Below are 13,854 nucleotides of genomic sequence, written 5' to 3' on the forward strand. Positions count from 1 at the left end.
TTCCAGTATCAATCCACCTTCAATGATCTCTGTAAGATAAAGGAGCGAGCCTTGGTAAGGCCTCTCTATCAAAACGGTTTCCAACCGACTGTAATTTTTACTTCTCTTGACTCTATAGCGGCTATAGGGTTTACAATTGCGATCAATAAACATTAGCGATTCATGAATAAGAGAACACCGAGATGTTTGATTGCAGATTGCAACGCCTGAAACGAGCCACCCTTCATGCCATCATATTTCTGATGCTGCCACTTTCTCTATCTGCCGGGGCGAATGAAGCTGAGATCCCAGACAACGTTACTCAACTCCGGCAACTGGCACAGCTCGCTGAATACATAGGCGTTGATTATGCCGAAGCGGTGAAAAACGGTCAGGTAATTAATGACAATGAATATCAGGAGATGGTGGAGTTTTCACAACTGATTGTTAGCAAGAGCTCGCTGGCCGCCACTGCTGATGCAGAGTCACTCGCAGTGCAAGCAATGGCATTGCAGAGGGCCATCCATGATAAGAAAGGTGTTGATGAGATCCGTCAAATGAGTGCCAGCCTACGCGGCACATTGTTGGGATTGATGCCACATTTATCCCTGCCGGAACGGATATTACCTCAAGAAAAAATCCGGCCGGTATTTGAGACTAACTGCGGATCTTGCCATGGAGTATCTGGTCAAGGTGACGGAGTGCTGGTAGCACAACTCGATCCCGCACCCACGGACTTTACCGATAAAGAGCGGGCATTAAATCGATCAATTTTGGGTTTATACGACGCCATTACCAATGGCATTGACGACACCGCCATGCCATCTTTTCAACAACTAACGGAGCAAGAGCGTTGGTCAATGGCATTCTATGTCGGTGGACTCGCTTTTCAATCCAGCGAACCTACTCACAATGATTTGAATATTACCAAACTACAGCTGATTAATCACAACCCACTGCAACTGGCAGCAGCACGCCCTGATATAACCCTACAAGCTTTGGAGAGTTTACGCGCTAACCCCTCTGCATTATTCAAGGCATCCCAAGATCCCTTGGCAATCACATGGAATCGACTTCAAGCCGCCCAAAAAGCGCATCAGAAGGGAGATTTTTCAACCGCAAGTGAACTCGCCGTCAGTGCTTATCTGGACGGTTTTGAACTGATTGAAAACAGCCTCGATGCGCATGACAAAGCACTGCGCCAATCCATCGAGTCCAACATGATGGCACTACGACAATTGACCAGCCGCCCCGACGTAAACGGAGAATTGGGTGCGCTAATGGCGGAGACGCGGCATTTGTTGGATGACGCACAACGTTTGTTATCAGAGTCCACCTTGTCCGAAGGAACCTTATTCACTGCTAGTCTGGTCATATTGTTGCGCGAAGGCCTGGAGGCATTGCTGGTTATCATTGCCTTAACGACGGTTTTGATAAGAACCGGGCGTCGGGATGCGCTTAAATATGTCCACATAGGCTGGATTGCGGCATTACTTGCCGGTGGTGCCACCTGGATCGCCGCTCAATCGTTGATCACGATCAGTGGCGCCAATCGTGAAATCATGGAGGGAATTGCCGCTTTATTGGCCGCGTTGGTACTGCTCTATGTTGGGATCTGGATGCATAGCAAAACCCAGGCTGCACAATGGCAAGCCTACATTCAGCAACATGTCGATACCCAACTTAAGTCTGGCACCTTGTGGGGACTGGTGGCGTTGGCCTTTGTGGCGGTTTACCGGGAGGTGTTTGAAACCGTATTATTTTATCAATCGCTGTTAACGCAGGCGGTATCAACCCAATATTCTTCTGTTGGTGGTGGCTTTGCGCTCGGTTTGTTGCTGTTAGCCATATTGGCGTGGGTGTTGATTCGCTTTTCCGTCAAGCTGCCGATCGCCAAATTCTTTTCAGCCACCACCTACTTGCTGCTAGCGCTGGCATTTGTCCTGATGGGCAAAGCTGTGTCGGCATTACAGGAGGCGGCCATCATCGGTATGACGTCATTACCTGTGAGTTTTGAGATTGACTGGATTGGCGTCAAATCCACCTGGCAAGGCGTGCTTGCGCAACTTTCGGTACTTCTGGTTTACCTGGTATTTTTAATACTATCCAAATCAAAACGCGCAACATCACAGCCGATAACACAGGCGTCCGATTTCAAGCGCGTAAGTGTTACCGCTTCTGATGCTGATTAGTGGTTAACGTTTGCAAGATGCCGCACTGTTCGATCGTCCTTTCACTGGAGCAGCTGCGGCGAAGTACTTTCAAATGCTCGCGCAGCTGAACCAGCTCCTGAATGCGCGTTTCCACTTGTTGAATGTGCGTATCCATCATGCGATTGACTTGATCACATTGCGCACCCGGTGAGCGTTTTAATGTGAGTAGCTGGCGGATCTCGGACAAACTGAGATCCAGGTTACGGCAGAGCTTGATAAATAGCAGCTGTTCGACAGCAGCTTCATCGTAAAGTCGAAAATTGCCGTCACTACGCTGTGTCGTGCACAGCAACTGTTCTTTTTCATAGTAACGGATAGTTTGCACCGAGCAATCCGTCTTTTTTGCCAGCTCGCCAATCTTCATTTATTCAATCTCTGTGCTTGACTCTATAGTAACTATAGAGTTTAAACTGCCCACCTTGGATAGAACAAGGGTTTTTTATGACGACCACATGCGGTGGCAATTGCCAAAATAACGCGACGGAGAACACTCCCCAAATTGCCGAAGTACACGACGCTTCTCATGGCGGCTTTGTTAGTGAGTATCATGTCCCCAAGATGGACTGTCCTTCAGAGGAAGGCATGATCCGTATGGCGTTGGACAGTGTGCATCCTAAAGTCACATTGGAATTCGATACCCCCAAGCGCAAGGTGAGTGTCTACCATGGTGATAACGCTGACCTTATTAAAAAAAGAATGCAATCAGTCGGTCTGGGCGCGAGACTTGTCAGTACAATGCCCGTCGCCAGCGAGTCCATCGCCCGTGCGCAGGCGTCTGCAAAACAGGAGGCAGAAAGAGAAGCTGGCATTCTCAAGTGGCTACTGGCAATCAATGGCATCATGTTTGTCATTGAAATTACTGTCGGCTGGTGGGCGCAATCCACTGGTTTGATTGCGGACTCCCTGGATATGTTCGCTGATGCCGCCGTCTACGGCGTGGCGCTGTATGCCGTAGGGCACAGTGTGCGGATGAAGTTGCGTGCAGCCCATTTTTCCGGTTGGCTTCAGATCATTCTCGCCTTGGGCGCTTTGGGCGAGGTGGTAAGGCGATTAGTATTGGGTAGTGAACCGGTTTCCACTTTGATGATGAGCTTCGGGCTTGTTGCCTTGGCGGCCAATGTGACCTGTCTGCTGTTGATTGCCAAAAGCCGGGATAGCGGCGCCCATATGAAAGCCAGCTGGATTTTCTCCGCCAATGACGTGATTGCCAATCTAGGGGTGATCCTTGCCGGTGGATTGGTGGCCTGGACGGGCTCACGTTATCCAGACTTGGTGATTGGCCTTATCATCGGTTTGATTGTGTTGAATGGCGCGCGCCGCATCTTGCAACTTAAGTCCTGAGACACCGCGCACAATATGAACAACAAGCAATCGTCTTATTGATACACCGCCAATAATAAAGATCCTCGACCTGGCTCGCTTTGACAGGCGGATAACAGGTAAACGAAAGGCGCCGGGACAATCTTTGATTGACTCCGCAATCAAAGGCGGTATGCTTTGCAGGTTATTCCATTTCATTGGGGTTATATTCGGTTTATGAGTCGAAAAGCACTGTCTTATCTGCTGTTAGTCTTGATTGCACTGCAATCAGTGACAGCTATGGCTGACGTGCATCCCCTTGATTATTCGGATACAGCCCCTTATTCCTCCGATGGCTCATCATCGGCAATGCTGGATAGCTCGACCGTTATTGATCCTGCAGATCAAAATACCGCGCCTGACGATCTGTTTCATTGCCATCACCATGGCTGCCATTGCCATGTCTATTTATCCGGTAACCTGACTCACTCAAACTTTTTGCATAAACATTCGTTGCATAACAACTATCAAGCCCTCATTCCCGAGGCCCCATCCTCGTCGCTGTACCGCCCTCCAATCGCCTGATTTTACCGATTAAGTTTTTTCTGTGTTGCCGTTATCGCTGCAACGCGCGGTTTGAATTATCTTAAATAAGTAGGATCTACCATATGCTATCAATACGTACTGCGCCGGGTTCTGGCGCTACGGGTCGGCGGAATATCAAAAGCCGCTGCATTCTGTTCAGTTTATTATTTTTTATTTCTTCGTCGGGGCTTAACGCCGCACCTGGGGACTCAACGATCACGCTGACCAATGCAGTGCAGCGCGCCTTGTCGCAAAACCCGTCTTTAAAAGTTTTTCCCTACCGCTATGCAGCCCTTCAAGGGCAGGCCGAAACAGCCGGGTTAAGACCGGCGTATGAGCTGGGATTTGACGCTGAAAATGTCGGGGGCACTGGGGACTTCAGCGGCGCAGGTGGTGCTGAACTCACCATTGCGCTGTCTTCGGTCATCGAAATGGGGGATAAGCGCGCGGCACGGCAAGGCGTGGTATCCCACAGTCGGTCGGTGCTCAATGCCAGCCGACAGGTGGAATCCCTGGCCTTATTGGGCGAAGTCACCCGTCGCTATGTCGATGTGCTGGCCGCACAGGAGCAGGTCACCCTGGCTGCTGAGGCCGCTCAATTGGCAGACGAGAGCTTACACATTGTGAAAAAGCGGGCTACGGCGGGGGCGACACCCGAGGCGGAGGTCAAACGGGCACAGGCTGCTGCCGAGCAAGCCAAGCTCGCTTTGCTTTCGGAGCAGCAACGGCTCGCTTATTTGAAAGTGTCGTTGTCTGCATTGTGGGGGGTAACCTCGCCGGACTTTAACAAGGTGGAAGGTGATCTATTCCAGTTTGGCGAGGACGTGGCATTCGACATGTTGTACGCCAAAGTTGAAAAAAATCCTGCGATAGAAATATTCGCAGCAGAGTCCCGCCTCAAAGAAGCGGAAATACGCCTTGCTCAAACCCAATCCAGTGCCGATATCAGCTGGTCGGTGGGTGTTCGTCGCTTGCAGGAAACCGATGATACCGCGTTGGTAGCGGGTTTCAGCATGCCGTTGTTTTCCGGTAAGCGAAATGCTGGCGCCGTTTCGATCGCGCTGGCCGAGAAAAATCAGGTGTTGGCAGAGCGCGACGTAATGCTGCTGGATTTACACACCCAGCTGTTCCGCGCCTATCACAACCGCAAACAAGCCATTGTCGCGGTAGAGACACTGCACACTGCCATCATTCCCGCCCTTGAGCAGGCCCTGATAGACACTCAGGCGGCCTATCAACGCGGTCGCTACGGGTATCTCGACTATGTCAGCGCGCGGCAGGAATTATTGAGCGCCAGGCGCACCCAGATCGAAGCGGCCGCAGCCGCCTTAACCTATGGCGCAGAAATTGAGCAGCTAACAGCAGAGCCCCTGGCCTTGACTCTGTATGGCGAAGACGACACATTTTCAGGATCAGAACAATGAAATCAAAAAACCACGTTAACAAATCTATCATCCATCTTCTGTTCAGTTGCTTCGCGATTGCGCTGCTATCCGGGCAAGCACTTGCCGAAACAGGTCATGGGGAGGAAGCAGAGCACGGCGAAGAAGGTCATATTGAACTGACCCAGGAGCAGATCCAACATTCAGGCATTACCCTGGTAACCGCGACTTCGGGCACCATCCGCGATGTTTTGCCAGTATATGGCGTCGTCGCCACCAACGCAGAGCGTGTACAGTCGGTAACGGCACGCTTCGACGGCGTTATTCGGGAAGTTAAAAAAAGTGTTGGTGATCCGGTTCGCAAAGGCGAAACCCTGGTGACTGTGGAAGCGAATGAAAGTCTGAAAACCTATTCGATAGTATCCGCACTCAATGGTGCCGTTACCCAGCGTAATGCAAACGCTGGCGAGCACACTACGGATATCCCGTTGTTGGTAGTACAGGATTTTTCAACGGTTTGGGTGGAGCTGTCGGTTTTTCCCAAGGATGTTGCTCAGGTTGAATTAGGCCAGCGGGTTCGCATTCTCAGTCTCGATTCGACCCAAATCGCAGAGGGAAAAATCATCTATATTGCGCCGCTTGGCCAAACTGGTAATCAGGCCATTATGGCGCGCGCTTTGATCGACAACCCGAATGGCATTTGGAAACCCGGTCTCTTTGTCAACGCGCAAATCACCCGCGCCGAAATAGCCGCTCCAATGGTGATCCGCAACGAAGCCTTGCAAATCGTCGAGGATAATCCTGTCGTTTTTGTTCGGGGTGAGGAAGGTTTTGAACCACGTACAGTGACTTTGGGGCGAACCGACGGTGAGCTAACCGAAGTGGTGGCAGGTCTGTCCGCAGATGAAGTGTATGTCAGCAAAAACAGCTTTATTCTGAAATCGGAGCTGGGTAAGGAGGATGCTGAACATGGACATTAATCAATGGCAATTAGCGGGGCTTACAGCGCCGAAATACCGTCAGAACTCTAGCCGGTCATACGAACCAAAATTAGGAGTTCAGCATGATCGATAAACTGATCCAATTTTCCATTGCACGCCGCTGGCTGGTGATGTTTCTGGTCTTGGTGGTTGGCGCCGTAGGTGTTTGGAATTATCAAAACTTGCCGATTGACGCGGTACCCGATATCACCAACGTCCAGGTGCAAATCAATACCGAAGCTCCCGGTTATTCACCGCTGGAAGTGGAGCAACGCATTACCTATCTGGTGGAACTGGCGATCACGGGGTTACCCTATGTGGAGAGCACCCGTTCGATATCACGTTATGCTCTGTCTCAAGTGACCGTAGTATTTGAAAAAGGCACTGACATCTATTTTGCTCGCAATCTCATCAATGAGCGTTTACAGCAGGCGAAAAGCGAGATGCCTTCCGGGATTGAGCCGGTAATGGGGCCTGTTGCCACAGGCCTTGGTGAAATCTTTCACTATGCGGTGCATGCAAAACCGGGCGCCTTGCAAGAAAACGGTGAGCTCTATGATGCAACGGCCTTACGCACCTTGCAGGATTGGGTGATCCGTCCCCAGTTGCGTCTGGTTCCTGGCGTCACCGAAGTCAATACCATTGGCGGTTTCGAAAAGCAGTTCCACATTACCCCTGAGCCTGCAAAGCTGCTGGCCTACCAGCTCAGCTTCGACGATCTGGTGGCGGCATTGGAGAAAAACAACGCCAACATCGGTGCCGGATATATCGAAAAAAATGGCGAACAATACCTGATTCGTGCCCCCGGACAGGTAGCTGACATCCCGGCGATCGAAAAAATCATCGTCGCCCGTCGTGACGGCCTACCCATAACCGTGGCTGACGTGGCCGAGGTTGGATTTGGTAAGGAACTTCGCACCGGTGCTGCGACACTCGACGGTGAGGAGACAGTACTGGGTACCGCCGTTATGCTGCTGGGCGGCAACAGCCGGACGGTTTCCCAGGCGGTGTCGGCCAAGTTACTGGAGATCAATAAAACGCTGCCTGAAGGCGTGATTGCCGAGCCGGTTTATAACCGTACGGTGCTGGTCGATAAAACCATTGCCACGGTACAAGCCAACCTGGCCGAAGGCGCGATATTGGTTGTTGTCGTGCTCCTGGTCATGCTGGGCAACGTCCGGGCGGCCTTGCTCACCGCAATGGTGATCCCTTTATCCATGTTAATGTTGATGACAGGCATGGTGCAAACCAAGGTCAGCGCCAATCTGATGAGTTTAGGTGCGCTCGATTTTGGCTTGATTGTGGATGGCGCGGTGATCATTGTCGAAAACTGCATTTTGCGCCTGGCCGGACGCCAGCACCATCTTGGGCGCACCTTAAAGCTGGACGAACGTTTTCAAACGGTGTTTGCGGCCACCCGCGAGGTATTTACACCGAGTTTGATCAGTGTATTGGTAGTGATTCTGGTGAACTTACCCATCCTGGCGTTAACCGGCGTGGAAGGCAAAATGTTTACGCCCATGGCCATGGCGGTAATCATGGCCTTGTTATCCGCATTGGTCTTGTCACTCACCTTCGTCCCAGCCGCTGTGGCTTTGTTTATGACGGGGCATATTGAGGAAAAAGACAATTTTATTGTTCGTCATTCCAAGCGGTTTTACGCTCCCGTATTGACCTGGGCGCTCAAGTTTCGCGTGCTCGTACTGACTGCGGCACTGATCTTTGTGGTTTTGGTCGGCGCACTGGCAACGCGGATGGGTACGGAATTTATCCCGAATCTGGATGAGGGGGATATTGCCATCCAGGCGCTACGGATACCGGGTACCAGTCTCACTCAATCCCTGGATATGCAATTTCGTCTGGAAAAGGCAGTTCTGGAAATCCCTGAAGTTAAAACCTACTTCGCGCGCGTCGGCACGGCCGAAGTCGCCAGCGATCCCATGGGGCCGAACATTTCCGATGGCTATGTGATGCTCAAGGATCACAGTGAATGGCCTGACCCTGACAAAACCAAAGCGCAGTTGCTGGAGGAAATCGGTGAGAAGTTATCATTATTGCCGGGTAATGCATTTGAAATCAGTCAGCCTATCCAACTTCGCTTCAATGAATTGATTTCGGGCGTGCGATCAGACCTCGGGATCAAAGTGTTTGGCGATAACCTGGAACAGTTGCTTAAATCGGGCGGCGAAATCGCGGCAGTTTTAAACGGTATCGAGGGTGCCGAAGGGGTTAAGGTCGAGCAGGTGTCCGGCTTGCCTATTCTGTCCATCAATGCGGATCGTTCAGCCATGTATCGCTATGGCCTGAACGTTGCCGATGTACAGGACGTGGTGGCCGCCGCCACCGGTGGTGAAGAAGCCGGCCTGATCTTTGAGGGCGATCAACGTTTCTCGATAGTGGTGCGGGTGGCCGAGCGCGTCAGGGGCGACTTGCGCGCGTTGGAGCGTTTGCCGATACCGCTGCCAGATGGCGGCTACGTGCCGCTGCGCGAAGTGGCTAGTCTCACGCTGGCCCCCGGACCGAATCAGATCTCTCGTGAAAACGGCAAGCGTCGACTGGTAGTCAGTGCCAATGTTCGCGGTCGTGATTTGGGTGGCTTTGTGGCCGAAGTTCAGGACAAAGTGGCGCAACAAGTGAAATTGCCACCTGGCTATTGGCTGGAGTACGGCGGCACCTTTGAGCAATTGCAATCGGCGTCCCAACGTCTCAGCCTGCTGGTGCCGGTGACACTGGTTATGATCTTTGCGCTATTGATGATGACCTTCGGTTCGGCAAAAGATGCGGCGTTGGTCTTTAGTGGTGTGCCGCTAGCGCTAACCGGTGGCGTTATCGCTTTGTGGTTACGGGATATTCCCCTCTCGATTACCGCAGGTGTTGGGTTTATTACCTTATGTGGTGTATCGGTACTGACCGGGGTCATGATGGTGTCGGCCTTTCGGGATGAACTCAATCGTGGTGAATCCGTCGAGCAGGCGATTCTGGGCGGCGCCATGTTGAGATTGCGGCCCATATTGATGGTCGCTCTGGTGGCCGCATTAGGCTTTCTGCCGATGGCACTTAATACCAGCACCGGAGCCGAAGTCCAGAGGCCACTGGCCACGGTGGTTATCGGCGGCATTATCTCTTCCACGTTACTTACGTTATTGGTGCTCCCCGGTCTGTATCGATTGGCTTGGCGAAGGCCAAAAGCGATTGATAACAATGGCGAACCGATCGCTGAGTAATACCCGCTGGATCGCGGCAAGTATCCTCTTGCCGCGATCCATCTAACAGTAATAGCGAATTTTTTTGGAGTATTTACATGAAACAAATTACCGCCTTTATCCACCACGTTCGATCCGCCGATGTCATCGACGCACTGCGTGACGCAGGTTACAAAAACCTATCAATACTCGATATCAAGGGGACTTTAAAGCCCTTAGGCGAGCAGGAGTTGGCCTATTCGTCAGAAGCTGGTGTGGTTATTTCAGAAGTCCAATTATCACTGGTCTGTGATGACAATCAGGTGGATGAGGTGACCGCCATCATACGCAAAGCCGGGAAAATCGAATCTAACATATCTGGTTGGGTCTACGTCAGTCCGGTTGAACAAGCTTTGCCGATCGGTGGTGCTGAGGACCATTAATCGTTTAGCGACCCAACGCCAGGCCAATCATCGACTGGAGAAATAACGTATGCATCAACATTCGCACGATGATAGCTCCAAGCGAATGGGCCTGGCTTTTTGGTTAAACCTGATTTTTACCGTTATCGAATTCGTTGGTGGCTGGTTGACCAATAGCACCGCCATCATGGCCGATGCGGTGCACGATCTGGGCGACAGCCTGTCCATTGGCAGCGCCTGGCTGCTGAACCGCCTGGGCCGGAAATCCGCCAATCCTGAGTACACCTACGGCTATCAGCGGTTGTCGCTGTTCGGTGCCCTGATTAATGGTCTAGTGTTAATCGCGGGATCGGTCTGGGTACTGGTCACGGCCATTCCCCGCTTGGCAGACCCCGTCATGCCACATACCGAAGGCATGTTGGCCCTTGCCGTGATGGGCGTGGCGGTGAATGGCTACGCCGCCTATCGCCTTAGCCAGGGAAAAACCTTGAACGAAAAAGTACTCAACTGGCATTTGCTGGAAGACGTGCTGGGTTGGGTGGCTGTGCTGATTGTGGCGATGGTCATGCAATTTATGGACTGGCCCATTCTCGATCCACTGCTGTCGATCGGCTTCACCTTGTTTATTCTGATCAATGTACTGCGTAATCTCTGGGCAACAGGGCGGTTGTTTTTTCAGGCAGTGCCGGAACCAGATTTGCTGGAGAGCGTTCGTGCGTCCCTGATGTCACTCAAGGAAATCGACGACGTACACCATTTGCACCTCTGGTCCCTCGATGGAGAGCACCACGTACTGACAGCTCATGTCAAAGCCGTGCTGACGCAAGATCTGGCGAGATACGCACAGCTCAAGGCCACCCTCCAGTCAGCCCTGGAAACCTACGATCTGGCTCACACCACCATTGAGATCGAGCTGGCAGAAGAAGCTTGCCGGGATCAACCCGTGTCCAGCCAAATGGACCCGCATTAACAAGAGAACTTCGTATGTCCATCCTCTACACGCTCGGTTTGTTCATCATCACCGCTATAGCGGAAATAGTCGGCTGTTATCTTCCATACCTCTGGCTGAAGAAATCGGCATCCGCATGGGTTCTGCTGCCGGCAGCGCTCAGCCTGGTGCTGTTTGTCTGGTTGCTGTCTCTTCATCCGATCGCCGCGGGGCGGGTTTATGCGGCCTATGGCGGCGTCTATGTGTCGGTGGCCATACTGTGGTTGTGGGGTGTGGATGGGATTCGCCCGCATCTGTGGGATTTTGTTGGCGTGACCGTCACCCTGGCAGGGATGGGCATTATCATGTTTGCACCAAAATGATGTCGATCCTGCGGATTTACTTTCCCTTTTTTAGGGATTCAGCGTTCAGCAGCAAACTCATTTTCTCCATGAGTACTACAGAAGCGTTATTGCTGAGTTGTTGTCCTTCCTCGATATATTCCCAGACGGTGGCATCGCTTTTCCACCCACCTTGTTTTTTGATCAGCTCAAAATCGACTCGCTCTCGGGCTGCCGATGTAGAGAGACCTCGCCGAAAGCTATGGCTGCTCAAATCCGGTACGAAATCGAACTGACAGGCGTTGCCCAGTGTCTTGAGTAATTCATTAATGCCACCGGGATTCAGTGCTTTGGGTTGAACCTCATCCCAACGGTTAATGGGGCGAAAAACCGGACCTTCATTGATATCAGCCAATTCTATCCAGTTCTTCATGGCCGTAGCAGGACAGCAGCCTGGCGCACCGAAAGGTAATGCTCGCACTAAGCCGGCCCCTTGTTGATCGGTCTTGGAACGGGGCAGCCGAATAATCAAGCCTTCCGGCTCCCACACCAAGTCATTGGCTTTTATTGCGACCAGTTCGCTGCGACGAAAGGCCCCGAAAAAGCCCGTTAGCACCAGTGCGACATCCCGATACTTCTTCTTGCTGTCTGGTAGTTGCTGTAGATGCTTCAACATCAGCGCAATGTGTTCCAGGCGCAGCGCCTTGGCTTTGCGTTTGGGCTTCCCGTGGGTGCGACGGATGCCATCCATGGTCTTACGCACCAGAGGATCGCGAACAGGATCACCCAGTCCCTGATAATGGTGCCACTGGCTGATCGCAGTGAGGTGCAGATCCAGGGTCCGCGGATTGAGTGATTCGGCTCGGGCCAGCAGGTAGCGCACCACGGTGTCCCGAACCGTCGGAAGGCGACCACCCCATTTTTCAAACTGCCGGATGGCCGACCGATAGGCTCTGCGGGTGTTGTCGGATGTGGCTGCCTGGAGGTATTGCTGCAATGACTCGGCTTCCTGGCGTGCAACCAGTCTCGAATGTTCATTACGTAATGACGGTTCAGTGACCATTTTTGGCGATTTGCTGTTCATGAATAGGTCTCCTCTCGGCGTCGCTGAAAAGGCAGCTATGTACCGGTGTTACAAGTCGAAAATTTAAGGCTCAATCCATTAACCAACGATAACATTGATTATCGTAGGTTAATTTTTTACCAATCAAAAAAGTATTTTTTAGAAAAATTATGTAATATTACATAATACGTAATATGTTTTTGAGGCGGAAAAATGGGACGAGCAGGCGTGGCATACAGCGACATACAACAGGCAGCCGATGCCATCAGCCAATCCGGTACAGAGCCCACCGTCGACAAGGTTCGGGAATACCTCGGCACTGGCAGCAAGAGCACCATTGCGCCTTTGCTGAAACGCTGGAGACAGCAGCGCGAAGAGAGCACAGCTAGTGACGGACTGCCGGTTGAGCTAGTGCAAGCACTCAAATCGGTGCATGCACACACCCAGGGACTGGCCGACAAAAAGGTGGCCCAAATCGAGGCCGATACCCAGCAACAACTGACAGCAATGCAACAGCAGTTGGCACAAGTCGTTGCTTTGCAGCAACAGACCGAGACTGAAAAAGCCCATACGGATGAGCGGGTCGAAAGACTCAAGACCGAACGCAAGCAGGTTTCACAGGCGCTGGAGCAGAAGAGTCTGAAATTGGTGAAAAGCGACGCGACACTGGATGAAGCCCGCCAGCAACTGGTCGAGTGCCGAGCAACCATTACCGAACTGCGCCAGGAAAGCCGCGACATCCGGGAGCACTTCGAGCATTACCAGCAGCAGATCGCCAGCGATCGCCAACAGGAACGCGACCAATTCCAGTTTTCCCGGCAGCAGTTGGAAAACAGACTGATGGATTTGCAGCAACAACTGGCCGCAGCACAAGCAAGTCATCACCAGCTGATCACGCTCAATACCAACCAGGCACAACAACTGGAACAGCAAACGCAGCAAGCTGATACCTTGAAGCAAGCCCTGAACAAAGAAATTCAGGCGCACAGAGAAACGGATATTCATCTGCAGCACAGCCGTACCGGATTGGCCCAGCTACAACAGCAGTACAAGGATATCCTTGAGTCCCTGGACGCCAGCCGCCAACAACTGACCGAACAGCAAAACGAACAGCAGCGGCTGAACGGGCTATTGGAAAGCGCCACGCAGGCAGTGGTCAACAGCAACGCCGAACAGGAAAGACTGGCAGCTGACAATCGCCAACTGGCGGAAGCTGGAGCAATAAGCCTGGGCCGGATCCGGCAATTGGAGATCCAGCTGGCAGGAATAGAACCTAAATAAATACGTTAATAGCCCGCCCAAACTGCTCAACCAAATATTTCCGATAATATCAATTATCGGAAGTATTGGAGTTTTTTTGCGCTGCCGACATTTACGGGTACTGGCATTGATTCATGCTGATACGCCAAAATATCTATCGCCCACAGAAACCCGCATCAAACAGCCGGTCTCCATGGCCTCACAAGCGAGCATGCGGTAG

General features: G+C 52.0%; 12 protein-coding genes. 10 read left to right on the plus strand and 2 right to left on the minus strand.

All coding sequences use genetic code 11. The features are described 5' to 3' along the window. Positions 1-182 precede the first annotated feature (182 nt). Entirely contained in the window at positions 183-2,171 is a 1,989-nt protein-coding gene (locus WG929_RS08905; RefSeq protein WP_416205759.1) for a cytochrome c/FTR1 family iron permease, read from the plus strand. Here the strand turns inward: WG929_RS08905 and cadR are convergent. After that, complete coding sequence (gene cadR / locus WG929_RS08910; protein WP_025265560.1) at positions 2,149-2,556, minus strand: Cd(II)/Pb(II)-responsive transcriptional regulator; 408 nt, start codon at positions 2,554-2,556, stop codon at positions 2,149-2,151. The genes WG929_RS08905 and cadR overlap by 23 nt on opposite strands. 77 nt (positions 2,557-2,633) lie before the next feature. On the opposite strand from cadR, the gene WG929_RS08915 reads away from it, so the two are divergent. The 8 genes from WG929_RS08915 to WG929_RS08950 all read left to right on the plus strand — a co-directional run bounded on the left by WG929_RS08915 (position 2,634) and on the right by WG929_RS08950 (position 11,353). Further along, positions 2,634-3,533, plus strand: a complete 900-nt coding sequence (locus tag WG929_RS08915; protein WP_011711494.1) for a cation efflux transmembrane domain-containing protein — start codon at positions 2,634-2,636, stop codon at positions 3,531-3,533. A 195-nt stretch (positions 3,534-3,728) separates the two neighbouring features. Then, positions 3,729-4,076: a hypothetical protein gene (locus WG929_RS08920; RefSeq protein WP_188740396.1), complete on the plus strand. Its 348-nt coding sequence runs from the start codon at positions 3,729-3,731 to the stop codon at positions 4,074-4,076. An 83-nt stretch (positions 4,077-4,159) separates the two neighbouring features. Next, complete coding sequence (locus tag WG929_RS08925) at positions 4,160-5,500, plus strand: TolC family protein (RefSeq protein WP_416205760.1); 1,341 nt, start codon at positions 4,160-4,162, stop codon at positions 5,498-5,500. Next, on the plus strand, positions 5,497-6,438 hold the full coding sequence (locus tag WG929_RS08930) for an efflux RND transporter periplasmic adaptor subunit (protein WP_369857997.1): 942 nt from the start codon (positions 5,497-5,499) through the stop codon (positions 6,436-6,438). The genes WG929_RS08925 and WG929_RS08930 overlap by 4 nt, the downstream gene beginning before the upstream one ends. Positions 6,439-6,521: 83 nt before the next feature. Next, on the plus strand, positions 6,522-9,662 hold the full coding sequence (locus WG929_RS08935) for an efflux RND transporter permease subunit (protein WP_369857996.1): 3,141 nt from the start codon (positions 6,522-6,524) through the stop codon (positions 9,660-9,662). Positions 9,663-9,739: 77 nt separating this feature from the next. Next, a complete protein-coding gene (locus WG929_RS08940; protein ID WP_416205761.1) occupies positions 9,740-10,063 on the plus strand; it encodes a P-II family nitrogen regulator in 324 nt (107 codons plus the stop codon). Positions 10,064-10,112: 49 nt separating this feature from the next. Beyond that, positions 10,113-11,012, plus strand: coding sequence for a cation diffusion facilitator family transporter (locus WG929_RS08945; RefSeq protein WP_416205762.1), 900 nt, complete (start codon positions 10,113-10,115; stop codon positions 11,010-11,012). Between the two features lie 14 nt (positions 11,013-11,026). Beyond that, positions 11,027-11,353, plus strand: coding sequence for a YnfA family protein (locus tag WG929_RS08950; RefSeq protein ID WP_369857993.1), 327 nt, complete (start codon positions 11,027-11,029; stop codon positions 11,351-11,353). A gap of 16 nt (positions 11,354-11,369) precedes the next feature. Here WG929_RS08950 and WG929_RS08955 read toward each other — a convergent pair whose 3' ends face one another. Then, positions 11,370-12,395, minus strand: coding sequence for a site-specific integrase (locus WG929_RS08955; RefSeq protein WP_369857992.1), 1,026 nt, complete (start codon positions 12,393-12,395; stop codon positions 11,370-11,372). Positions 12,396-12,602: 207 nt separating this feature from the next. Between WG929_RS08955 and WG929_RS08960 the strand changes: the two genes are divergently transcribed. Further along, a complete protein-coding gene (locus WG929_RS08960) occupies positions 12,603-13,655 on the plus strand; it encodes a DNA-binding protein (protein WP_369858003.1) in 1,053 nt (350 codons plus the stop codon). The last annotated feature ends 199 nt before the right edge of the window (positions 13,656-13,854 follow it).

Source organism: Oceanobacter antarcticus (assembly GCF_044962685.1).
GTDB classification, from domain to species: Bacteria; Pseudomonadota; Gammaproteobacteria; order Pseudomonadales; family Oceanobacteraceae; genus Oceanobacter; species Oceanobacter antarcticus.

What these genes read in the sequence shown, in the direction of transcription:
- WG929_RS08905 (WP_416205759.1), top strand. Translation starts at nt 183, where the DNA reads ATGTTTGATTGCAGATTGCAACGCCTGAAACGAGCCACCCTTCATGCC.
- cadR (WP_025265560.1), bottom strand. Translation starts at nt 2,556, where the DNA reads ATGAAGATTGGCGAGCTGGCAAAAAAGACGGATTGCTCGGTGCAAACT.
- WG929_RS08915 (WP_011711494.1), top strand. Translation starts at nt 2,634, where the DNA reads ATGACGACCACATGCGGTGGCAATTGCCAAAATAACGCGACGGAGAAC.
- WG929_RS08920 (WP_188740396.1), top strand. Translation starts at nt 3,729, where the DNA reads ATGAGTCGAAAAGCACTGTCTTATCTGCTGTTAGTCTTGATTGCACTG.
- WG929_RS08925 (WP_416205760.1), top strand. Translation starts at nt 4,160, where the DNA reads ATGCTATCAATACGTACTGCGCCGGGTTCTGGCGCTACGGGTCGGCGG.
- WG929_RS08930 (WP_369857997.1), top strand. Translation starts at nt 5,497, where the DNA reads ATGAAATCAAAAAACCACGTTAACAAATCTATCATCCATCTTCTGTTC.
- WG929_RS08935 (WP_369857996.1), top strand. Translation starts at nt 6,522, where the DNA reads ATGATCGATAAACTGATCCAATTTTCCATTGCACGCCGCTGGCTGGTG.
- WG929_RS08940 (WP_416205761.1), top strand. Translation starts at nt 9,740, where the DNA reads ATGAAACAAATTACCGCCTTTATCCACCACGTTCGATCCGCCGATGTC.
- WG929_RS08945 (WP_416205762.1), top strand. Translation starts at nt 10,113, where the DNA reads ATGCATCAACATTCGCACGATGATAGCTCCAAGCGAATGGGCCTGGCT.
- WG929_RS08950 (WP_369857993.1), top strand. Translation starts at nt 11,027, where the DNA reads ATGTCCATCCTCTACACGCTCGGTTTGTTCATCATCACCGCTATAGCG.
- WG929_RS08955 (WP_369857992.1), bottom strand. Translation starts at nt 12,395, where the DNA reads ATGAACAGCAAATCGCCAAAAATGGTCACTGAACCGTCATTACGTAAT.